Source organism: Caldalkalibacillus uzonensis, assembly GCF_030814135.1.
Lineage (GTDB): Bacteria > Bacillota > Bacilli > Caldalkalibacillales > Caldalkalibacillaceae > Caldalkalibacillus > Caldalkalibacillus uzonensis.
Genome location: NZ_JAUSUQ010000009.1, coordinates 49,305 through 71,900, shown reverse-complemented (window position 1 = coordinate 71,900; position 22,596 = coordinate 49,305). Strand labels below are relative to the sequence as shown.

At 45.7% G+C, this 22,596-nt stretch carries 22 protein-coding genes, 2 pseudogenes and 1 riboswitch; of the genes and pseudogenes, 18 read left to right on the top strand and 6 right to left on the bottom strand.

Translation table 11 applies throughout. The features are described from left to right. Together prpE and rodA are read right to left on the bottom strand one after the other, a co-directional pair. Window positions 1–735: a bis(5'-nucleosyl)-tetraphosphatase PrpE gene (gene prpE, locus J2S00_RS12445; protein WP_307340181.1), complete on the bottom strand. Its 735-nt coding sequence runs from the start codon at window positions 733–735 to the stop codon at window positions 1–3. A 76-nt stretch (window positions 736–811) separates the two neighbouring features. Continuing rightward, window positions 812–1,969: a rod shape-determining protein RodA gene (gene rodA / locus J2S00_RS12440; RefSeq protein WP_307340178.1), complete on the bottom strand. Its 1,158-nt coding sequence runs from the start codon at window positions 1,967–1,969 to the stop codon at window positions 812–814. A gap of 165 nt (window positions 1,970–2,134) precedes the next feature. Here rodA and fabI point away from each other — a divergent pair, with 165 nt between their 5' ends. From fabI to J2S00_RS12420, 4 genes are all read left to right on the top strand, one after another. Beyond that, window positions 2,135–2,914: an enoyl-ACP reductase FabI gene (gene fabI, locus J2S00_RS12435; RefSeq protein ID WP_307340175.1), complete on the top strand. Its 780-nt coding sequence runs from the start codon at window positions 2,135–2,137 to the stop codon at window positions 2,912–2,914. Between the two features lie 121 nt (window positions 2,915–3,035). Next, a complete protein-coding gene (locus J2S00_RS12430; RefSeq protein WP_307340173.1) occupies window positions 3,036–3,242 on the top strand; it encodes a hypothetical protein in 207 nt (68 codons plus the stop codon). Between the two features lie 189 nt (window positions 3,243–3,431). Further along, the gene (locus tag J2S00_RS12425; RefSeq protein WP_307340171.1) at window positions 3,432–4,454 is read left to right on the top strand and encodes a glycerophosphodiester phosphodiesterase family protein; all 1,023 of its coding nucleotides are present in this window, start codon (window positions 3,432–3,434) and stop codon (window positions 4,452–4,454) included. After that, complete coding sequence (locus tag J2S00_RS12420; RefSeq protein ID WP_307340170.1) at window positions 4,441–5,301, top strand: PHP domain-containing protein; 861 nt, start codon at window positions 4,441–4,443, stop codon at window positions 5,299–5,301. Before J2S00_RS12425 ends, J2S00_RS12420 begins: the two co-directional genes overlap by 14 nt. A 39-nt stretch (window positions 5,302–5,340) precedes the next feature. Here J2S00_RS12420 and J2S00_RS12415 read toward each other — a convergent pair whose 3' ends face one another. After that, window positions 5,341–5,859 (bottom strand): YjcG family protein, encoded by a 519-nt coding sequence (locus J2S00_RS12415; RefSeq protein ID WP_307340168.1) that lies wholly within the window; start codon window positions 5,857–5,859, stop codon window positions 5,341–5,343. 174 nt (window positions 5,860–6,033) lie between these two features. Between J2S00_RS12415 and J2S00_RS12410 the strand changes: the two genes are divergently transcribed. The 3 genes from J2S00_RS12410 (at window position 6,034) to J2S00_RS12400 (ending at window position 7,856) form a co-directional block, all read left to right on the top strand. Beyond that, entirely contained in the window at window positions 6,034–6,579 is a 546-nt protein-coding gene (locus J2S00_RS12410) for a phosphatidylglycerophosphatase A family protein (RefSeq protein WP_307340166.1), read from the top strand. A gap of 69 nt (window positions 6,580–6,648) precedes the next feature. Next, window positions 6,649–6,819, top strand: coding sequence for a hypothetical protein (locus tag J2S00_RS12405; protein WP_307340163.1), 171 nt, complete (start codon window positions 6,649–6,651; stop codon window positions 6,817–6,819). Window positions 6,820–6,863: 44 nt separating this feature from the next. Then, complete coding sequence (locus tag J2S00_RS12400) at window positions 6,864–7,856, top strand: metal-dependent hydrolase (RefSeq protein ID WP_307340159.1); 993 nt, start codon at window positions 6,864–6,866, stop codon at window positions 7,854–7,856. Between the two features lie 30 nt (window positions 7,857–7,886). On the opposite strand, the gene crcB is transcribed toward J2S00_RS12400, so the two are convergent. Together crcB and J2S00_RS12390 are read right to left on the bottom strand one after the other, a co-directional pair. Next, the gene (crcB, locus tag J2S00_RS12395) at window positions 7,887–8,270 is read right to left on the bottom strand and encodes a fluoride efflux transporter CrcB (protein ID WP_307340157.1); all 384 of its coding nucleotides are present in this window, start codon (window positions 8,268–8,270) and stop codon (window positions 7,887–7,889) included. Then, window positions 8,267–8,680: a fluoride efflux transporter FluC gene (locus J2S00_RS12390; protein ID WP_307340154.1), complete on the bottom strand. Its 414-nt coding sequence runs from the start codon at window positions 8,678–8,680 to the stop codon at window positions 8,267–8,269. Before J2S00_RS12390 ends, crcB begins: the two co-directional genes overlap by 4 nt. A 499-nt stretch (window positions 8,681–9,179) precedes the next feature. Between J2S00_RS12390 and J2S00_RS12385 the strand changes: the two genes are divergently transcribed. Further along, window positions 9,180–9,377: a CDGSH iron-sulfur domain-containing protein gene (locus tag J2S00_RS12385; RefSeq protein ID WP_307340151.1), complete on the top strand. Its 198-nt coding sequence runs from the start codon at window positions 9,180–9,182 to the stop codon at window positions 9,375–9,377. 163 nt (window positions 9,378–9,540) lie between these two features. Then, window positions 9,541–10,752, top strand: coding sequence for a CapA family protein (locus tag J2S00_RS12380; protein ID WP_307340148.1), 1,212 nt, complete (start codon window positions 9,541–9,543; stop codon window positions 10,750–10,752). A gap of 126 nt (window positions 10,753–10,878) precedes the next feature. On the opposite strand, the gene J2S00_RS12375 is transcribed toward J2S00_RS12380, so the two are convergent. Then, complete coding sequence (locus J2S00_RS12375; protein WP_307340145.1) at window positions 10,879–11,922, bottom strand: serine hydrolase domain-containing protein; 1,044 nt, start codon at window positions 11,920–11,922, stop codon at window positions 10,879–10,881. A 405-nt stretch (window positions 11,923–12,327) separates the two neighbouring features. Between J2S00_RS12375 and J2S00_RS12370 the strand changes: the two genes are divergently transcribed. The 9 genes and pseudogenes from J2S00_RS12370 to J2S00_RS12330 all read left to right on the top strand — a co-directional run bounded on the left by J2S00_RS12370 (window position 12,328) and on the right by J2S00_RS12330 (window position 22,594). Continuing rightward, a complete protein-coding gene (locus tag J2S00_RS12370) occupies window positions 12,328–12,594 on the top strand; it encodes a heterocycloanthracin/sonorensin family bacteriocin (protein WP_503128587.1) in 267 nt (88 codons plus the stop codon). A 177-nt stretch (window positions 12,595–12,771) separates the two neighbouring features. Then, window positions 12,772–14,739: a putative thiazole-containing bacteriocin maturation protein gene (locus J2S00_RS12365; RefSeq protein WP_307340139.1), complete on the top strand. Its 1,968-nt coding sequence runs from the start codon at window positions 12,772–12,774 to the stop codon at window positions 14,737–14,739. Further along, window positions 14,736–16,679: a TOMM precursor leader peptide-binding protein gene (locus J2S00_RS12360; protein WP_307340137.1), complete on the top strand. Its 1,944-nt coding sequence runs from the start codon at window positions 14,736–14,738 to the stop codon at window positions 16,677–16,679. The genes J2S00_RS12365 and J2S00_RS12360 overlap by 4 nt, the downstream gene beginning before the upstream one ends. A gap of 22 nt (window positions 16,680–16,701) precedes the next feature. Then, entirely contained in the window at window positions 16,702–18,282 is a 1,581-nt protein-coding gene (locus J2S00_RS12355) for a SagB family peptide dehydrogenase (protein WP_307340135.1), read from the top strand. Between the two features lie 715 nt (window positions 18,283–18,997). After that, window positions 18,998–19,156: pseudogene (locus tag J2S00_RS12350) on the top strand (IS5/IS1182 family transposase); the annotation flags it as partial. Between the two features lie 212 nt (window positions 19,157–19,368). Continuing rightward, window positions 19,369–19,488, top strand: a complete 120-nt coding sequence (locus J2S00_RS12345; RefSeq protein ID WP_370875872.1) for a YjcZ family sporulation protein — start codon at window positions 19,369–19,371, stop codon at window positions 19,486–19,488. A gap of 446 nt (window positions 19,489–19,934) precedes the next feature. After that, window positions 19,935–20,243 (top strand): annotated as a pseudogene (locus J2S00_RS12340) (nitroreductase family protein); the annotation flags it as partial. 81 nt (window positions 20,244–20,324) lie between these two features. After that, window positions 20,325–20,456, top strand: a riboswitch (cyclic di-AMP (ydaO/yuaA leader). A gap of 78 nt (window positions 20,457–20,534) precedes the next feature. Continuing rightward, on the top strand, window positions 20,535–21,209 hold the full coding sequence (locus tag J2S00_RS12335; protein ID WP_307340132.1) for a potassium channel family protein: 675 nt from the start codon (window positions 20,535–20,537) through the stop codon (window positions 21,207–21,209). 41 nt (window positions 21,210–21,250) lie between these two features. Then, on the top strand, window positions 21,251–22,594 hold the full coding sequence (locus tag J2S00_RS12330) for a TrkH family potassium uptake protein (protein WP_307340130.1): 1,344 nt from the start codon (window positions 21,251–21,253) through the stop codon (window positions 22,592–22,594). Window positions 22,595–22,596: the final 2 nt, after the last annotated feature.

Below are 22,596 nucleotides of genomic sequence, written 5' to 3'. Positions count from 1 at the left end.
TTAATCAAGACGGAACTTTTCCGCTACAAAGGGGAGAGAGGAGGGCACCATCTCAAACGTCAGTTCAGGATAGGAGAGTCCGGTTAAATGGCCGCCAAACACACAGCCGGTATCAATGTTGACAGTACGGTTGACGAAACGGGGCTGTTTCACAGGAGTATGGCCGTAGACAATCCAGGCCTCTCCAGTGTAATGCTTGGCCCAATCCCGGCGGACAGGAAAACCGTCTTTATCCTTTTCCCCAGTAATGTCCCCATACAGGCAAAAGGTTTTGACCGCTTTGTTGTTTTGTTGGCCAATCATATTTTGGCGGATGCCGGCATGGCTGACAATCAGGCGTCCTTCATCCAGCACTAAATACAGGGGGGCATTTTCAACTAAATGGATAAAACGTGTTTTTACCCACTGTTTTTTTTCCGTTGTAAGACGTTGATATTCCTCCACCGTCGTTTCCAAGCCATGGGTTATTTGCACATTGCGCCCCAGGAAAAAGCGGTACAGCTTGTCGCAGTGGTTGCCGGGCACATACAGGGCCCGGCCAGCGTTTACATGCCGGACAACGAACTGTAACGTGGGGATGGAGTGAGGCCCACGGTCAGTAATATCGCCCACAAAGACCATGCGTCGGCCACGGGGGTGCTGATACAATCCGTTTTGCTCCCGGTAACCCAGCTGCTCCAGCAGGTTGAGCAGTTCATGATAACACCCATGTACATCTCCGATAATATCGTACATCGCGCTCTCTCCAAGTCATATAGCTTTCCAAGGCATAGCGGAGGTTTAAGCCTGAATTTAAACGGCAACCATGATACTAGTCAAACATATACGTTTTGGTACGCATGTGTACATTGAGCACAATACCTATGGCGATCATATTGGTTAAGAGCGCACTCCCGCCATAACTGATAAACGGTAAGGCCAGACCGGTGATGGGCATCAGGCCGATGGTCATACCTATATTTTGGAAGACCTGAAAGACAAGCATGCCAATTATACCGGCCACTAGATAAGAGCCAAACAGGTCATTACAAGTCAGGGCGATCTGCACCAAGCGGTAAATTAAAATAAAGTAGATGGCGATAAGTACACTGGCCCCGATAAAACCAAACTCTTCACCGATCACGGCAAAGATAAAGTCGGTGTGTACTTCAGGAATATAACCTCTGGCTTGCACCCCCTGGTTAAAACCTGTACCCATCAGCTGGCCTGAGCCAATGGCCATCAGGGCCTGGATCAGCTGATACCCGAACTGACCGGGGCTTGAATAGGGATCCAGCCAGCCGTAAATCCGGCTAAGCTGGTGAGAAGCAATAAATTTGCTGAACAGATCAAAGTTGACAAAGTACAGAAAAACAAGGCCAGTGATTATGGCCACAAAGGCGGTTGCCATCAGAAAGATAACACGCCAGGAAATCCCGGCTGCCAGCACCATCGTTCCCATAATGGCCACCAGGACCAGGGAGGTGCCCAAATCAGGCTGTTTCAAAATGAGAAAGAAGGGCACAATGGTAATCAGGCCCACTTTGACGGTCAGCCATAGATCTTGCTTAAATGAGGCTTTGAGTGTCTTGGCTTGCTCCCGCACCAGAAAATGGGCGATAGCAATGATCAAAAAGATTTTCATAAACTCAGAAGGCTGGAGATTAAAATTAAAAATGGTAATCCAGCGCTGAGCCCCTTTCGCTTCCTCACCGAACTGCATGACCAAGAGCAACAGGATAATACCGGTGACGTAGAAGGGGATGGATAAGTGTCTCAACTGCCGGTAGTCAAACAGCAACATAACCAATAATACAGCAAAACCAAACGCATACCAGATCATTTGGCGGATTAAAAAGTGATACGTGCCATATTCTTCACTGACATTGGTGGCGCTGTAGATGGCGATAAAACTGCATAAAGACAGCAAAAAGACAAGAAATAATAACCCATAGTCAAGACGTTGCCATACGCTTTTTTCTTTAGTCATCGTGGTTCATCCTTATCGTGATACTAAACTAGAACTTTTATTCCCTATAGCATCATATAACAAAAAGCCGGATTTAGCTAGTCACTCGCTTGGAAAACATGATATAATGGAGAATAGGTTTAAGACCAGATACTAATAGTAAATATCAAGTTGAGGAGGTCCCTTATGAATCAAATGTTGGCTGGACGCACATATGTCATTATGGGAGTTGCAAATAAAAGAAGTATTGCCTGGGGAATTGCCAAAGCATTGCATGATGCCGGCGCACGTTTAATTTTTACATACCAAGGTGAACGCTTAAAGAAAAATGTAGAGGAATTGGTTGCTACCCTTGACCGTGATGATTCGCTGCTCTTACCCTGTGATGTAACCAAGGATGAGGAGATTATTGAAGCATTCGCCACCATTAAGGAAAAAGTGGGTGTCATCCATGGCCTGGCCCACTGCATTGCCTTTGCCAAAACGGAAGAATTGCAAGGGGAGTTTGTTCATACTTCAAGAGAAGGATACCATTTAGCCCAAGACATCAGTGCCTACTCACTGGTTGCTGTCTCCCGGGCAGCCAAAGAGCTGATGACCGAGGGTGGCAGCATTGTCACACTGACCTATTTGGGCGGAGAACGCGTTGTCCCCAATTATAATGTGATGGGTGTGGCCAAAGCTGCTTTGGATTCTATTGTCAAATATTTGGCTAATGACCTGGGCCCGCACAACATTCGTGTCAACAGCATTTCAGCGGGGCCGATCCGTACCCTGGCAGCCAAAGGCGTGAAAGACTTCAACAGTATTCTAAAGACCATTGAAGAAAAAGCACCACTGCGCCGTACAGTGACACAGGAAGAAGTAGGCAAGACGGCACTGTATTTGCTCAGTGATTTATCCAGCGGTGTCACTGGTGAGATCATTCACGTTGATTCCGGATTTAATATCCTGGGCAGCATCTAAGTGCCGTGGATAAATGATTGGAGCTAAGACATCCGGCTGTCTGGCTGAACTCAATCCACAAAGATGATTCATAACAGGGGGCAGGGGGAATATAGATAATAACAAGAAGTCACTGGCCGAGGTGATACAGATGGGTTATTATCCTCTTTATTTCCCTGAATCGTACCGGGTGGCCATGAATATGATTCCCCCTGTACAGTCCAAGGTCCCGAAAGTACAACCTGTGATCAAAAAAGAAGTGAACTCTCCCGTTAAACGTTATGTCCAATGGCCGGAAAAGATTAAATATCACACCGGGAAAGGTTTATATTTTGACCAATATGCCTAAATTGGATATAATTAGAAAAGTGCAAGTGACTGCCCTCTGATTAAAACAGGGGGTCTTTTTTCGCCCAGAAACATGAACAAAATATGATGGGCTTTACCATCTTTTGTATAAGATAGTAACAGATTTTCTCTTTTTTTTCTTACATAGAACAGGTATGATGAAAACAGATTAATATGGGAGAGAAGCCGGATGGAAACACGTGTTCATCATGCACCAACGCCGTATATTCGTCGGCGCAAGAAGAAAAAGCCAATCTTCAAAATTATCTTAAGCGTTCTCTTATTTCTGGCTTTGGCTTACTTGGCTCTGTTTTTAATTGTTGTGCCTGAGCGACCCGCTTATCCTTTTTTTGAAGGGGATCAGGATCCGCTTGTCATCGCCCACAGGGGGGGTGCAGACATTGCCCCGGAAAACACACTGCTGGCCTTTGAACTAGCGTTGGAGCTGGGGGCTGATGTGATTGAATTTGATGTGCATATGACCCGTGACGGCCATCTTGTGGTGATTCATGATGAAACAGTTGACCGGACCACTGACGGGGAAGGCCGGGTGGATGCACTCACCTTGGAGGAGATTAGGGCTTTGGATGCAGCTTATATGTTTCGTGATATCCGTGGCAATTTCATCTATCGTAACCAAGGCATCACCATCCCCACCGTCAGTGAGGTGTTTGAAACTTTTCCTGAAGCACGCATGCTGATTGAGTTAAAGTATGCTGAACCTGATGAGGAATCCCCCGGTTACTTGCCGGACGTGACCGGAGACGGAGAAACGCCCAAAGCGCTGCTGGCCCGCAAGCTGTGGGAACTTATTGAGGCGTACAAGATGGAGGATCAAGTGCTTGTCGCCTCCTTTGACGATGAAATTCTTGATCATTTTCAAACCTATGCCCAGGGTCAGGTGCCGATTGTTGCGGGACAACAAGAGGCGATGCGCTTTGCTTTTTATCATAAAACATTTCTCAATCGCTTGTATCGGCCGCAAGCCGATGTGATCTCTCTGCCACCAGAGTATAACTTTTTCAGTTTGACCGACCAACGCTTGATTGACGGCGCCCAAAAGTTAAACATGCCCATCTATTACTGGACGATCAATGAAGAGGAGGTCATGCGCGATCTGCTTCAGAAGGGCGTGGAGGGGATCATCACCGACCGTCCTGACTTAATGATTCGTGTGATGAATGAAATGGAGGAGTTCAATGGCAGTCATTGATTTGCATACCCATACCACAGCATCTGACGGAACCAACACCCCGACAGAAAATGTGCGTCTGGCCAAGAAAAAGGGATTGCAAGCTATTGCCATAACCGATCATGATACGGTAAGTGGCTTAGAAGAAGGGCTTGAGGCTGGACGTCAGCTTGGGGTAGAGGTGATTCCTGGTATTGAAATCAGTACGTTGCGCCATGGTCAGGATGTACACGTCTTGGGTTACTACATTGAATATCAGCAGCAAGGTCTTCAGCAAGAGCTGAAAAAATTACGGAATGTGCGGGCGAAGCGCAATGAGCTAATGGTGGCCCGCCTCAATGAATTGGGCATAGACATCACCATGGAAGAGGTAAAGGCCAAACAGACACAACCTGAGGGCAATGTTGGCCGTCCCCACATGGCCGAAGTATTAATGGACAAAGGCATTGTTCATTCTATGGAAGAAGCTTTTGAACAGTATTTAGGGCGGGAAGGCAAAGCCTATGTCAATCCTCCGCGGATTTCCCCTGAAGATGCAGTCCGTCTGATTTTGCGCTATGGGGGCATTCCGGTTCTGGCTCATCCAGGTTTATATGATGATGATCCCTTAATCGAAGAGCTGGCCGCAATTGGTCTGAAAGGCATTGAAGTGTTTCATCCTGATCATACGGACAGTGAGGTTGACAAGTATAGCCGTATGGCTAAAGAGCTTCACTTAATTGCGACCGGTGGATCTGATTATCACGGCGAACGGAATGGGCAAGTTTTCCACTCAGACTTGGGTTCTCAGCCGGTCCCAAGGGAGGCGCTGGAGCACTTAAAACAGATGAAGCAGGCACAAGATGAACAAGCAAAAAAAGAGTTGTAAGTCACCGTCTTACAACTCTTTTTTCATTTTGACGACCACCTACCCTTGCTGGCCAAGCAGAAAGGTTTCATAAGTTGTCCAAGTTTCATTCTCCAATTGATAGAGAAGATGGAAGCGGGTAGCCGTAAAAGAGAACTCAAATGACTTCATTCGTAAACGGCCATAGACATCGTGCAACTCGTCGTCAGACATCTCTTGCCCAATGGTGATATGTGGAACAAAAGGATATTTATGTTCATGCTTCAAGAGTGGCGGTTCATGCAATTTATGGTGTAACGCTGTCAGCCGCGGTTCCTCTTTAATGGCTAGATAAAGCACATTGTTGGTCGGGTGAAAGTGGCTCACTTTGTAAATGTGAAGTGGGATCGGCTCAGTATCTTGAGCCACTTGGCGTAAATACTGAACAATCTCAGGCAATTGATCTTCAGCAACTTCAAAAGCTTCTTTAATTGTAATGTGAGGTGCAATGAGAGAATAACGGGGGTCGTAACGTTTGCGGAATGAATTGGCAATATCCTGAATATCTTTGGGTGGATAAATGGCTATGCCCAATTTCATGATGTGTACCCTCCTTCTTGGCATACATATTGTTATTGTATCATATTTTAGCGTTTGTCACTCCCCTTGCACAGCTGAATATGTTAAAATGATAGCACTAATCACTCGATTAGCAAAAGTGAAATGGTTTAACTTCCATCTAGCAGGGGTAATGGGAAACAGGGAGGTTTTGCGATGTACAACAGAGTGCATAGTAAAGAAGTAAAACAAGCAGCATTAGATCTGCTACGTAAGAGAGGTGTCTCCATCAAGGATATTGCTGAGATTGTATATCAAATGCAATCCCCGTACAAACCGGATTTGGATATGGCTGCATGTGTGGAGTCGGTTGAAGCCGTTTTAGAGAAGAGGGAAGTTCAGCATGCGCTCTTGGTGGGGATTGAGCTGGACATGCTTGCTGAGAAAAAACTGTTGTCCGAGCCGTTGCAAAGTATTGTAGAGAATGATGAGGGCTTGTTCGGCTGTGATGAAACATTAGCCTTGGGTTCTGTTTTTGGTTATGGCAGTATTGCCGTGACCACCTTTGGCTATTTGGATAAAGAGAAAGTGGGTATTATCAAAAAGCTGGATTCTAAGATCGGTTCACATGTCAATACTTTTTTGGATGACCTGGTGTGCAGTATTGCCGCCAGTGCGTCCAGCCGCCTGGCCCACCGTCTGCGAGACCAAGAGGAAGCGGAAGAAGTGCAGCTGGAACAAAGAGAAGAACAAGCGGGATAATGACGATTAAATCCGGTTCATTTGGATATGATGATAAATAGACCAAGTTAATGCAGGTGTGAGGGAAAAATGAACTGGATTTATTGGGGCAAACTATATGACAGCAAATTTCAAGCCAATTGCTTAAAAATTCGTATTGAACATGATTGGTGGCTTATGGGGTGCCATGCTCCCCAGATGGTTGAAGTATTTAAAGTGAAAAGCGGAAAATATGGCGTGCGTTTTAGCTGGGATGCTTAATCCCGGCTTTTTGACTTTAAGATTTCACTAAAAGGAAGGATACCATGGATACGGCGAGTCATTTTCTGATTGGGGCCGGACTTGGTGGTTTGGCCCATCTTCATCCTGAGGTGGCATCCACCCCTTCTGTTGGGCTGGCTGTTACCATTGGCACGGTGATTGCTTCTCAAGCACCTGATTTTGATTGTGTTTGCCGCTTAAAAGGAGATGCCGCTTATTTCAAATATCACCGGGGGATTTCACACTCCATTCCCTTTTGGTTTATTTGGCCAACCTTGATCACCCTGTTGATCATCCCCTTTGTTGATGGACTGTCTTGGTCCTTGCTATGGATGTGGTGTTTTATTGCTGTGCTTGTTCATGTAGGTCTGGATGTATTAAACACCTACGGTACACAGGCACTACGTCCGTTTACAGAGGAGTGGCTGGCCAAAGATGTGCTCATGATCTTGGACCCGTATATCTTTCTCACTCAACTGGCCGGGATTATCCTGTGGTGGACAGGGAACATATCGCCTGGGCCATTATTTGCCGGGCTTAACGGCTTAACCTTGCTGTATGTTTTGATACGGATTTACCTGCACCGTTTTCAACTAGGACGTATTTCAAGCTTGTACCGGAAGTACAAACCTGTAAGCATTAGTGTGACTCCCACATTCCGCTTCAACAACTGGCAGGTGATAGTTGAAACGGAGGACCGATATATTCTGGGCCGCTTGAGGAACGGTGAGTACCGAGAGGAAATAAAATTACCCAAGAGTTGGCAGCAAGCCTGGCAGAGATGGAGACAGAAAAGTGATGTGCTGGATGCCTTTTTGTATTTCGCCAAATATGTTTACTTTGAAAAGCGCCGTGAGGGAGACATCCTGCGCTTAAAATGGACCGATCTCCGCTTCCGCTTTGGTCAATCATTCCCTTTTCAGGCAGTGATGGAGGTGGACTACAACGGAAATATTGTTAAGGAAACAATTGGATGGGGACATGAGACGAATGAAAAAGTGAATATGGTAAAGGTCTTAAAGGAAGTAGTTAAATAAATTGAACGATTCCGGCCAATGGACAAGATTTTAATCGGTTAGGGACAAACTGAACCCCAGCAAAAAAAGAGCAATGCTCCCTAAGATGGAAGCCGAGATGTAAAGCAGTGCTTTAGCCGGTTGTTTATCCCGGATCAGCTGAACCGCCTCCACACTGAAAGTGGAAAACGTGGTGAAAGCACCAAAAAAGCCAACGCCCAGGAGCAGAAATAGCGGATAGGCATAGGCGTCAAAAGGAATGGAACCAAAGTAGAGGCCCAAAAAACAGCCTAAACCAAGCGATCCTAAAAAATTGACGCTAACCATCGCAACAGGTATAGGCGGATTAGGGAATGCTCTCATGATCACGATGCCAACCATATAACGGGAAACAGCCCCAAATGCGCCGCCTAAAGTTAACAGAAGAAGGTTCATGTTTGTTCACCTGCTTTCCTTTGGGCGGTTTGCTCACCCAGTTTTACCCCCAGCAGGTAACCTAACCCGGCAAAGATGATCCCGCCAAACAGAGATAATGTAATATAGAAAAATGCCCAGCCCATGTCCATATTTTGGTAAACCATAACGGTATCAGCTGCCAAAGTTGACATGGTGGTGAATCCTCCGCATAGCCCCACACCCAGGCCTGTTTTCAACCACTCTTTTATTTTTTTAAAGACAAGCCAACCTGTTAAGCCCCCCAGCACAAAGCTGCCCACAATATTTTCAATGACGGTTGCCAAAGGAAAAGGAGACCCAAGGATAGAGATGTTAATCAAGTAACGGAAAAGGGTGCCAAGAGCTCCTCCGATGCCCACGGCCAGACAGTTAATGAGATATGATTTCAAGTGTTGAACCTCCCGTATATGGTATCAGTTTTTTTATTTCCTTAGAAGTGATGTGTTCCTGGCAAAGGGTTTCAGGACCTCCTTCTCATTTTATAAGCATATGCCATGTTGTTGCACGTAAAATGTACCAGAAATAAAAACAGGCCTAAAGGGTTGTGAAGAAGGAGGATAGAAATGCCCTACTACAGATTTCATGAAGTGTGGACACCTTTAAAAATGGCTGAAAATAAGGCTATTTTATAACGAAGATAATGGAAAGTACTATATTAAAATCGGAAACAAAAGAAGAAAAGTATTGTTTTAACATCTCGACAAAATTCATAGACCGATATGGACTTAAGGATTTTTTTAAATATTATGTTACAGCCTTTTTAAAAGTAAAAGAAAAAAACATTCAAAGCAAAAAAGTCCCAGTATTGACAAGGAAATGTATATATGTTCTTCTAAATGAAGAAGGAAATATAATCAGAATTTTTTAAATGCAGGGAGGTGAATCATGTTGTCTGAAGTGAAAGTGACCATTAACGATAACGGGCCCATTGCCATTAAGGGTGAAATCGAACTGTATGATGGAGAAGGGCAACGTATTGAAACCAAAAAAGCAACTTTCTTATGCCGATGTGGTCTGTCTGGTAATAAGCCTTTTTGTGACGGTTCCCACAAAGGAAAATTTGAGAACAAGGTGAGGGCAAAATAATAGAATATACTTAGGGGGCTACCCAAATGTTGACATAACTTTTTGGGGGACCCCTTTATTGCCCTTATCTAAAGATGGTTTTGCGTGCTCATCAAGAAAGAGAAAAACACATTTTATCGTACTGGGATGATCGTCGATACAGAGGGGATAGGGGAGAGATAATTTGATCATTCTGAAGCCCAATATATTTATCAAATTAAATTTTTCAAAAAAACTAAGGTTACTTTGTCTCTTGCTTTTGATGTTCGTCCTTGTTTCTTGTCAGGGTGAAGAGATGATATCTCAGCCAGATGAACCGTTGGATCAAATGGATTTACCTGAGCCAGACCGGCCAGCGGCTGCTGATAATCATGCAGTTCGTCAGTATGAAGATGAAGTTAAACAGGACTCAGAAAAGCAGGACACAGATAAGCAGATTGATGAGAATAAGTCAATGCTACGCCTAATGTTTGTAGGAGATACAATGATGACTGGGAATGTAGCGAAAGTGATGGATGAAAAGGGAAATGATTACCCATTATCTGAGTTTATGCCTTTCTTAGAACAAGCTGATCTGGTTGTTGCCAATTTGGAAACAGCAGTTGGAACAAGTGGTAAGTTAGAGGACAAAACATACGCCTTTCAAACTGAACCATCCAGATTTGAACTATTTGAACCTTTGAAGGATAAGATACTCTTTACACTGGCCAATAATCATGGCATGGACGCCCCACTGGATGAAACGATGCATGAACTTGATCAGTTAGGGTACTCTTACATTGGTGTAGGACATAATCTGCAACAGGCATTTCAACCTTATGTGGACGAAATTAATGGGGTCTCATTTGCAGTGATTGGGGTATCGAGAGTCATTCCTACCACTGATTGGGTAGCAGGAGAAAATAAGCCTGGAATGGCCAGTGCTTATATGGATGAACCTTTGCTTAGTGTGGTAGAGCAGTGGAGATCTAAAGTAGATATGGTCATTGTGTACGTACACTGGGGAATAGAACGTGAGGATATACCGAATGATGTCCAATTAGAATTGGAAGAAAAGTTGGTATCAGCAGGTGCCAATATTGTGGTAGGTTCTCACCCTCATGTGTTACAGGAAATTAAATGGAGAGATGATGATCAGATTACTGCGTTCTCATTAGGAAATTTCGTGTTTACAACTAGCACCACTGAAAAGGCAAACTACACAATAGCCTTAGACATTCAGTTAACATCCGAACACATAACTGATGTAAAAATCTGGCCCGCTAAAATAGATTTTGGGCTGATTCGGTATTTAGACGAAGCACATCATGAGCGGCAGCGGGTCGTTGATCGTTTAGATCAATTGTCACCAACAATACATATAAAGTCTGATGGTCAGGTGTTGAGAAGAGAGTAAAAATTTTTATAACGCAACGCTAGTGACAAATCTACATAATAAGCATCAAAATATTGAATGGAGTGGATATCCCTAGTATTTTTTATATGTTGGCGGGATAAGATCCACTGGGTTAGGACAGAATGATCATTCGTTTTCTCGAACACGTTCTTTTCGAATGATTTTGGACATCAGTCTTATGGCGTGAAAGTGTCCAGTTAATTGATTAACAGTACCAGTAAAATAAAGATCGGTTGGCGGATGATAGAAAGCAAATGCCCCCGTTTGCCCCCAGTGGCCCATTAGCCCGCTTTTACGAATAAAATCTGGAAGAAATAAAGGTTGTATCGCCAGACCAAGTCCGTAAAAAGACAGGGAAGGCGCAAACAGAAGATTCCATTGCTGTAATTCCTGAAGTTCTTCCCGGGGAAAAAGATGTCCATCAAAATAAGCCCGTAAAAACCGCATCGTTTCTTTGGCGGTGGACACCACGCCTCCTTCCGCGGGAATCGAAGAAATGTACAGCGGCAGATCAAGCCGTTTTGATTTGTAATACATGGAGATTGGTTGCTCATTCCGTGGTTCTTTATGATCAAATACATGCGTTTTTTCCAAACAGAGCTCGTCAAAAATCAAGCGTTGGTATACGGAGGACAGACTTTCCCCGGTCACGACTTCAATGATCTTGCCTAGCAACTGAAAATTCGTATCTGAGTATTGAGCTTTCCTTTTCTGCCCGGGTGAGAATCTCGGTTTTTTGTTTTTAATCACTTGCAGCGTCTTCTCCACATTCCAGGACTGATCTTCACCATTCACCAAGTTCTTAAAAACATCGGAGGAAAAGTAGTCAGGGATTCCTGATGTATTGGACACCAGATGCTTGATGGTGATTTGATGGGTATAGTCAATTCCATTTAATACATGAATCCTTTCGGTCATGTCTTTGGGCAAATACTTGGAAATAGGGTCTTCCAATTGGAGATACCTTTGCGCACGTAATTTGAACAAAACGGTAGTCACGTACATTTTGGTGACACTGGCAATGAAATAGAGATCATCCGTGTGCATATTTCCAGCGGCACTCACCAGTTCCATGGAGTCATCGCCTTTTTCTACACACATTACAACTCCAAAAATGTTTGGTTTCTTTGCCGTATGAGCGACAAGCTCATCGAGCATTTCTTGATTCAATCGACTTTTCATCACGGTGATCCTCCTGTTTCGGCATTGGATGCCCTTCTTTTTTACGTAAACGAGCGGAAGTGATCACATCAGCTGCGATATTGTCCAATATGTCCATTAAGTGTTCTTCGTATTTTTTTATCAATATTTGTTTTGAAATCTTAAATTATTTTATGCACCACCTATTGTAATTTAAGACTTTTTGTTTATACAGTTTATTTTCTTAATTTTCTCAAAAAAACAATAGAAAATAGGCACTTCAATCAGTAACAACACCCAATCATCGTTCATATTTTGTTGGTGAAAGTACGAAGTATTGTTGGCTTTACCTGTTATGCCAGTTGTTTTTCTGGTGATGTTTGTTCTGTTCCTCACTCAGGTTGGCTGGCATGTTCATTTAATTTACAGGAGGTTATGAAAATGGATGATTTTCAAAAGGAACTTCAAAATTTGAATACTGGAGATTTTCAGGCAAGTGAGCCAGTTCCTTGGGACCAAAACCAGTACTATGCCGATCAGGCCCGACTATGCTTCGGCTTTATTTGCTTTAACTGTTTTCGTTGCTTTAATTGTTTTCGTTGCGCTAACTGTTTTCGCTGCTCCAATTGTTTTCGTTGCGCTAACTGTTTTAGGTGTGGGGGTAATTGTGCCGGTAATTGTGGCGGTCGTTGCAGTGGTTAATCAATTCGGTTTTCGAACGGGAACCGTGGTGGCCTAAGGAGAAGATACCGCCTCTACATAAGTTGTTGTAGGGGCTCTTCTCTATAGATTAGACATAATAGACAAATTGCGCTACATAGGATAATGGTGAAAGTGATGATGCAGATTTGAGAACAGCTCAAGGTTAGGAGGAACGGAATGACAAATTTGACCCCTTCTATGCGTCTGAAAGTGAAAAGGGACACGTTTTTTCTCCCTGATCCAAACGGCGGTGTGTATGTTCGGAACAACTTATGTTCGTTCCGTATGGAAGGCAGTACGATCGATCAGTGGATTGAAAAACTGATACCGATGTTCAACGGGGAGTACACGTTGGGGGATTTGACAGACGGATTGCCTGGCCCGTACCGGGACCGGGTGTATGAAATTGCAGAAGTGCTGTATCGAAACGGGTTTGTTCGGGATGTAAGCCAAGACCGTCCACATCAATTAACGGAACAGATTCTTAAAAAGTATGCTTCTCAAATTGAATTTTTGGACAGTTTTGGCGATTCGGGTGCGTATCGTTTTCAAGCCTTTCGTCAGGCCAAAGTGTTGGCGATCGGTGCCGGCCCTTTTTTTGTCTCGTTGGTTTCTGCGTTGCTTGAAGCCGGATTGCCCAAGTTCCACGTGCTGGTCACGGACTCAGTGCCGACTAACCGGCAGCGGTTAGTGGAACTGGAGGCACATGCCCGTAAAACGGACCCCGAGGTGGCGGTAGAGGAGATCACGCTGCAGAATGAGAGGGTAAGTGCTTGGCAGGAGATTATGCAGCCGTTTGATTGGATTTTGTATGTGTCTCAGGAGGGCGATATAGAGGAATTGCGGGCTGTTCATACGGTTTGCAGGGAAGAGAAGAAGGGATTCCTCCCCGCCATGTTTGTGGAGCAGGCAGGTCTGGCAGGTCCTGTGGTGCATCCGGACTCTAACGGATGTTGGGAGTCAGCGTGGCGGCGCATACACCAATCCGCGCTGTATAAAGATCCACAGTTCTCCACCTTCTCTTCCACAGCAGAAGCGATGTTGGCCAATCTAATCGTGTTTGAATTGTTTAAAACGGTGACGGGAGTGACCGAACCGGAACGGAATAATCAATTTTTCCTGCTGGATCTGGAGACGTTGGAAGGCAATTGGCATTCGTTTCTGCCTCATCCCTTGGTGGCAAGAAATGCGCATGCCGAATGGGTTGAGGATCCCGAACTTCTGCTCAGACGAAGTTCAGGAAAAAGTAAGCCTGGTGCATTGCTATCTTACTTCGGCTCATTGACATCAGCGGAATCAGGGATTTTTCATATTTGGGAGGAAGGTGATTTAAGGCAGCTTCCGTTAGCACAGTGCCGCGTTCAGCCAGCCGACCCGCTGTCGGAAGGACCGGCTAAGCTTTTACCGGAAATAATCTGTACAGGGCTGACGCATGACGAAGCACGCCGGGAAGCGGGACTTGCCGGAATTGAAGCGTATGTGTCCCGAATGGCCGGTCTCTTCGTTACGACTCTGCCCCCACATAAGGAAGCGACAGAGGGTAGTGTGGCAGTACCGCAGGAATTTGTTGGTATCGGAGCGGGGGAAACGTTTGCGGAAGGCGTTTGCCGTGGGCTGCAAAAGTGTTTGGCCGAGGAGCTGGTCAAGCAAAAGGAGGATCAGACTTATTCTGTCTCTCGGGTGCAATTGAGTGCCATAGAAGATGAACGTTGCCGGTTTTATTTGCAGGCACTGACCACGATGCAGGGAGCACCACTAATCGGCTTGGGAGAGGAAGTGTGCGGCTTCCCTGTGGTATGGGTCGGTACGAAAGACCGCTGGTATGGAAGTGTAGGATTGAATGTAACACTGGCGTTGCGGCAGGCGTTGCAACAGGCGGTTACGAAGGCACAAAACCAAGCGACTGACCTCCCGACACCACCGTTGGAGGTTTCGTCCGTGTTGTGGGAAGAAAAGGCGCCGCTAAGCCTTGACATCCCTGCGTGTGAAGAGACGGCACAATCCGAGCTCTTACTGTCCGCCATGCAGCGATTGAAACGGAATCGCAAGCGTCTTTTGGTCTTCGAACTGGCGTTGGAACCATTTGTGAAAGAGGGATTGGCAGGAGTGTTTGGTGTGTTGCTGCGAGAGGAGGAATCTCAGTGAATCCTGTGGTGGTGGTCATCGGAGAAGGATTGTTGGCGGACTTCGTATGCGGAGAACTGTCCGGACAATACCAGGTCATTCGTCACACCGGTTTCGAGGCTGGAGTACCGGAAGCGGCTGATTTGGTTCTGGTGGTGCACGATGCCTGGCATCCCTCCGTTCATCAACAGGCGGAAGAGGTTTTGCGACCAACCAACATCCCTTGGCTGCGAGGTTTCATTTCATTTGGCGATGGCGTCATCGGACCGCTGGTTCGCCCGGGTACGCCGGGATGTTCCCAGTGTGCTGACTGGCGGCGCCTCATAGCAGGACGTGACCGCAGGGAGATGTTTGAACTGCAACAGAGACTGGGGGCTCAAGAAGAAATCACACGTGACGCCTGGGCATCGCGTACGGGCCTTTTGCAGATGGCTTACCTGCTTAAAGCGGAGGCGCAAAGGGTGCTAGAGGGCAAACGGCCCCACTTGGAAGGCCGGGTATTGTTGATCAACCTGAAAACGTTGAAGAGCTCACGTCACTTCTTTCTGCCCGATCCGCTGTGTTCGGTTTGTGGTCAATTACCCGATGATTCGCTGGCAGCAGCCCACATCTCACTTCAACCAAGTCCGAAGATTCATGCCGACAGTTACCGCTGCCGTTCAATAGATGACCTGAAGGAAGTGCTGGTCGATGACTATCTAGATGACCGGACTGGTTTATTGAATGGGAAAATGTATAACCTCATCTCGCCGTTTGCCGATGCGAGTGTAAACCTGCCGTTGTTCACGGGCGACGAGGGAGCAGCAGGCCGGACTCATTCCTATGCGGTAAGCGAAATAACGGCTATTTTGGAGGGCTTGGAACGGTACTGTGGTCTGGCTCCCCGCGGTAAACGGACGGTCATCCACGACAGTTACCGCAATTTGTCAGATCAAGCGCTGAATCCCGTCAAGGTAGGATTGCACGCGAAAGAACAGTATGCACGGCCTGATTTTCCATTTAAACCGTTTGATCCTGACCGCCCAATGGATTGGGTATGGGGTTATTCTTTTTTAGAAGAGCGTCCGATTCTGGTTCCACAGTTGCTTGCCTATTACAGCTTGGGCTGCGGGCAAGGATTTGTCTATGAAACTTCCAACGGATGCGCGTTGGGCGGAAGTTTGGAGGAAGCCATTTTCTACGGCATTTTGGAAGTGGTGGAACGAGATTCATTTCTGATGACCTGGTACGCCCAATTGCCTATCCCGCGTATTGACCCTTATTCCGTTGATGATCAGGAATTTCAGTTGATGGTCGAACGTGTCCGTGCGGTGGCGGGGTATGATCTGTATTTGTTTAACTCGACGATGGAGAATGGGATTCCAAGCGTCTGGGCGTTGGCAAAAAACAGGAAGACAAGGGGATTGAATATCATCTGTGGGGCCGGAGCTCATCCGGACCCTGTCCGGGCAGTGAAAAGTGCGGTTCACGAGCTGGCTGGTATGATGCTGACGCTTGATGAGAAATTTGAGGCGAACCAAGAGGAGTATGAGCGCATGTTGCAAGATTCTACCCTGGTGCGAAAGATGGATGATCATGGCATGGTGTACGGTTTGCCGCAAGCGGAGGAGCGTCTGCAATTTTTGCTGGATGAAAATCGTCCATTGAGAACGTTTGATGAGGAATTCAAGCGGGGAGTAAGGCATAAGGATCTGACCGATGACCTGCGGGACATTCTTCAGGTGTTTCGCCGGTTGAACCTCGACGTGATAGTGGTGAACCAGACAACACCGGAAATAAGCCGAAACGGACTCCATTGTGTAAAGGCGCTGATTCCGGGGATGTTGCCGATGACGTTCGGGCATCATCTTACCCGTGTAACGGGGCTGGAAAGGGTGTTGAGGGTGCCAATGGAACTCGGCTATGCAAAACAACCGCTGACACTGGAACAGCTTAATCCATATCCGCATCCGTTTCCATAAGCGGCGACTGGGAGGCAGGAGGATGAATCTGGAGGCATTTCTGTACAATCTGCATTTTGACATTGACAAGGCAAGTCCACCGGACTGGGAAATAGATTGGAATGATGCACCGCTTGCGTATAAGCTTTACCGCGGCTTGCCTGTTTTTCCGCTTTCTCCGGAAGTACCGCTGACGCTTGAAGGAGGGGAAGCCCCTGTAAAGCCTGACCTGCGCACAATCGGTCATTTCCTCTGGTATGTATTCGGCCTGACGCAATTTTATGAATCCGACTTTTCCTTGGATTCCACAGAACAAACGGCAGAGCTGATGCAGTCGTACCGGCGGTTTGTTCCTTCTGGCGGGGCGTTGTATCCAAACGAATTGTACGTGTATCTGAAGATGGAGGAGTTGCCTGTCGGGGTATACCATTATGATGTGGCACACCACCGCCTGGTGTTGTTGCGGGAAGGCCATTTCGATGCATATATCGCCCGGGCTCTTGGTCATCGTTGTGACGTGTCCGCTTGTTTTGGTACTGTTTTTGTGTCAACAATGTTTTGGAAAAACTTCTTTAAATACAATAACTTTGCCTACCGTTTGCAAGGATTGGATGCCGGTGTGCTGATTGGACAGTTGCTGGAAGTGGCGAAACGGTTTGGCATCGCAACGGGGGTGTATTTCCAATTTCTTGACCGGGCCATCAACCATCTCCTAGGGTTATACGAACAGGAGGAAAGCGTGTATGCAGTGATTCCCCTGTCGGTGGAACCTGAAATCACTTGGTTTGCTGACGGGAATACCGGATACGGGACTGTCTCTGCCACTGAATTGTGCCGGGAGTTGGCAGCGGTCCGGCATGATCATTATGTCCGCTCCAAGAAAGTTCTGGAGTATCCGTTGTTAATCAAGATGAATGAAGCGTCCATGCTGGAATCAACACGATCATTTCGGCAGATCGGGGCGAAGGAGAGGATAAATGGTGAGGGTCAAGCGGTAGCGCTGCCTCATGTGAAACGGTTAGCGTATGATCTGGCGTCGGTCTGCCGAAAGCGATATTCACCAGGCATGGATTTCGTTTTGGAAAAGGTAAGCCAACTGCAACTGGCCACTCTGATGCAGGAGGCGACGGCTGCTTTTTCGTATCGGAATGATTTGGATGGAGCACATAAGAAGCATGAGTCCCGTGTCTCGCTGTATGGCTGTTTGTATAATGTTGAAGGCATTCCGGATGGTGCTTATCAATATGACAGCGCTGCCCATGTGTTGCGGAAGGTACATCCCGGAGATCATCGGCTCCGGTTGCAATACGGCATGTCTCTAGATAATGTAAATTTGTTCCAAGTGCCGCTCTGCCTGCATGTGGCAGGTGATAAGGATCATTTCAAAACGGAACTGGGATACAGAGGATATCGCATCCAACAAATGGAAGCGGGTATGCTCGTGCAACACTTACTGTTAGCGGCGTCAGCTCTCGGAATGGGGGGACACCCGCTTCTCGGGTTTGATGCCAACTTGTGTGATGAGATTTACAAGATGGATCGACAAGGGAAAACCAGCCTCATCCAAATCCCGATCGGTCCCTACCGGCATCGACCCTGGTTGAGGGGAAGTTTACATAGCTAATAAAGTTTAGGGTAAACAGAAGCATAAGTGGATCAAGTCCAAAAATGCTGTGTATAAAATCTCTCTGTCAGAAGAGTGAGCTTATAAGTTCCAAAAATGGATAGCTAAGGGGAAGATAGACCCCATGACACCTTAAAATCCATAAAGCTTAAATTTTCCATGTCATGGGCTTTAACGGGACTCCTTAACTTCAAAGGGGTTTTTTGTGTCACAATATTTTCGGCATATACAGAGCAGATTGTCACTTTTAAAAAATACAAGGAGATCACGCTAAAGGCATTAGTATTTCAAAAAACTTGCTCCCCTCTTTTGATGATGTCTTTCGGATTGTGTAAAATCAATTGTAAGATAAACATGTGTTGGGGTTACTCCGGATATTCTTCCATCGAAAATTCTTCCATCTCGGGTGCCAATTCTGGCCACTCGTCCTATGTTTGCCCGGCAAAGAGCATAATATCTGTACATGGGTGTCAATCCTCCTTTAGAAAATCTTAATTTTAAAAATTCAATTTATCCTATGCCGGACGCTTATAAAAAGCAGGGTGTATATCTTGGGACTTGTTAAATTAGGTAGTTGTGACACGCACAAAAATAAAAACTAAACATAAGCTGTGTTGAAAACCTATGTAGTGCCTCATTTCTCCACCTTTAGTCAAAACTATATTCGGCGTTTTCTCCCCACCTATGCAAAGGAAGTTTGGAAACCATCGAATGAAGCTTCGCAGATTCAAAAGAACTGCATGGGCTTCGCTATGCCCGTTTCCGGAGATTGACCAAAGTCACTATGCACTGTTTGCTAACAGCTCCTTGTCAAAACATGAAAAAAATTGCCCTGACCCTCTGGAAGAGGGATCGGGGTACCCCTCATTCATAAGTACTTCTTTCTTCGCTGCGTTGCAGCTGTGGATTTTAGTCATTAGATTATGAGGACGATCCCAAATTTGCTGGTTCCGGCAGTAATCACAGCAGTGGTATGAAACACCATGTATCGTTATAAAAATCCACTTCTAACCTGTGTAACACGCCCTTACAACCATTCACGATGAACGTATATTAATGTTAAACGCAATGAAAGGAGGGGAGCCAATGTCTGACGGAAGAGTCATGCCTTTCCGGCCTTTCGATGACTTTACGTTAATCGTAGTGTTGTTCGTCCTGCTTATTATCGTAGGATGTGGATGTTTCCTTGGCCGTGGGGTCTATTAATGATTTGAAAATTGAAAAAAGTACCAACTGTCTCCCACCTTTCGGGTGGGACATTTTTGGTACGCCCGGCATGGGTGCGATGCTATAGGGTGATCTTAGAGGAAACTGAGAATTTCTGAAGCAAATATGTGTCCTTCTTGGCTGCTGAGAAAGGAAATAAGGTATAGAAGAGGTTACAGAAGGGATTTTCAGGATTAGAATCTCGGACTTAAGAGGTGGGAAATGTAGATATTAACCCACCTTTTTCCTTTTCAACCTTTTATACAAATAGAACGATTGAGTAGATAAAAGCTGGTGATCAACAAAAAAATTAGCGAGGAAGCCCTATATTAACCTGAAGAATAAACGATAATATTGTCCCGGGAGCTGGAAACGGTTCGGCATGATCATTATGTCCGCTCAAAGAAAGTTCTGGAGTATCCGATGTTAATCAAGATGAATCAAGCGTCCATGATAATGTAAATTTGTTCCAAGTGCCGCTCTGCCTGCATGTGGCAGGTGATAAGGATCATTTCAAAACGGAACTGGGATACAGAGGATATCGCATCCAACAAATGGAAGCGGGTATGCTCGTGCAACGCTTACTGTTAGCGGCGTCAGCTCTCGGAATGGGGGGACACCCGCTTCTCGGGTTTGATGCCAACTTGTGTGATAAGATTTACAAGATGGATCGACAAGGACACACCAGCCTCATCCAAATCCCGATCGGTCCCTATCAACCTCGCCCTTGGTTGAAGGGAAGTTTACATAGCTAATTATTGTGGGAGGCTGTTCTCTGTTGCAAGCTTAATGAATTAGGAGTATAATTTTGAGAAACTGAAATAGGTTAAAAGTGATACCTACAAGCGCTGAGTTCCATCTGGAAGCGGGGGACCCACTTTTTTGGGGTGAACCTCATATACCATGAGGAGGGAGACTCTTTCTTCCTAACCCGTCAGCTAACCTCGTAAGCGTTAAAGAGGGGTGGTTTTTTAGTGGTGCACAGAAATCCCAACCCTTCTGTGCTTTTTTATTTTGGAAAGACAGCTTAGAAAAGGGGATATCACATGAAACAATTAAAACGTTCATTTTTGGTCATTGGTTTAGGCCGCTTTGGAGAGAGTATCACTAAAACATTGTCCTCACTTGGCCACGAGGTCATGGCTATTGACAAAGATGAAGGCAAAGTGAACAAAGTGGCCGACTTGGTTACCCAAGCTGTACAAGCTGATGGAACAGATGAAGGTGTATTACGAGAACTGGGCGTATCCAACCTGGACGAGGCCATTGTGGCCATCGGAGACGATATTCAAGCAAGTATCTTAACAACCCTGATTTTAAAGGATATGGGATTTAATCGAATCGTTGTCAAAGCAAAGAATGACTATCACAGCAAAGTTTTAGAAAAAATTGGCGCTGACATGATTGTTCATCCTGAAAAAGATATGGGCGTCCGGGTTGCCCACAGTATTTTGTCCGGAAACATCATTGATTTTATAGAGCTTTCTCCTGATTACAGCTTGTTCGAAGTTTCAGCTTCTGAAAAGATGAATGGAAGATCACTGAAGGAATTGAATTTGAGAGCAAAATATGGGTGTACGGTGATGGCCATCAAACCAAAAGATGAAGGAAAGATCAATATATCTCCCAATGCCAGCGATGTGGTCAAAACAGGGGATGTATTGGTTCTTGTCGGCACCAATCGGGATCTTAACAAATTGGAACAAGAACTTTTGGAATAAATATCCATCACGACTTAAGGTAGGAAGCTGGAGGTCTAAACGTGCGCTTGCGAATATTTAACTATGATTTAAGTCCACATCAAACGATGATATTAGGTTTTGCTGTCGTCATCTTCATTGGTGCCGTTCTTCTTGTTTTGCCGATATCTTCTGCTACTTCTCAGAGCATCGGATGGCTGGATGCGTTATTTACATCCACATCAGCGGTATGTGTCACGGGTCTGGTTGTTTTGGATACCGGCTCCGACTTTTCTGTCTTTGGACAGCTGGTCATTATGCTCTTAATCCAAGTTGGCGGACTTGGTTTTATGACATTTGGCGTGATTTTTGCCATCATGTTGGGGAAAAAAATATCCTTAAAAAACCGGTTATTAATTCGGGAATCAACCAAGTCAATCAGTTCAATCAGCGTTGTCCGGCTGGCTGTCGGGATAATGATCATTGCCTTCGGCTTGGAACTGATTGCCGCTACCATTCTAACCCTGCGCTGGGCAGGAGAATTCGGCTGGCAAGAGGCGGTATACCAAGCTGCTTTTCATTCCGTTTCAGCGTTTAATAACGCTGGATTTTCTTTGTGGCCCGATAGTCTGAGTCAATATGTAGGGGATCCGGTTGTCAACTTGACCATTTCCGCTTTATTTATTATTGGCGGTCTTGGCTTTACGGTGCTGGTGGACATTTATGAAAAGAGAAAGTGGCGACAACTGACGCTCCATTCCAAAGTTGTGATCTTAACATCGTCCATTTTAACGCTAAGCGGCTTTATCGTTATCTTTATCATGGAATCATTTAACCCGCAGACGTTCGGGCACTTATCCTTGGCAGAACGTCTATGGGCATCGTTCTTTCAGGCCGTCACACCTCGTACAGCCGGGTTCAACACCATTGATACGGGTGCCATGATGAGTACAAGTCTATTGTTTACTATTTTTCTCATGTTTGTTGGGGCTTCGACAGGCTCTACAGGGGGAGGGATTAAAACCAACACCTTCGCTGTGCTCATCATGACACTTAGGAGTGTTGTCAAAGGGGAAGAGGAGGTTACAGTCCTTAAAAGAAGGATTAGTGACAATCTTGTCTTCCAGGCGCTGGCGGTTATTATTCTCTCCTTTGGCATTGTATTGTTGGTTAGCTTACTGTTAACCATTACCGAACATACGGCTCAATACGACTTTTTGGAGATTTTATTTGAAGCGACATCCGCTTTTGGAACCGTAGGCCTATCCATGGGTGTGACAGGTGAATTGTCGCCGCTAGGAAAATTAATTGTGATTGCCACGATGTTTATTGGACGTTTAGGTCCGCTGACCTTTGCTTTTGCCCTGGCCTTAAGACCAACAAAATCTAAGATCAGATACCCGGAAGACAAGATCCTCATTGGCTAAGG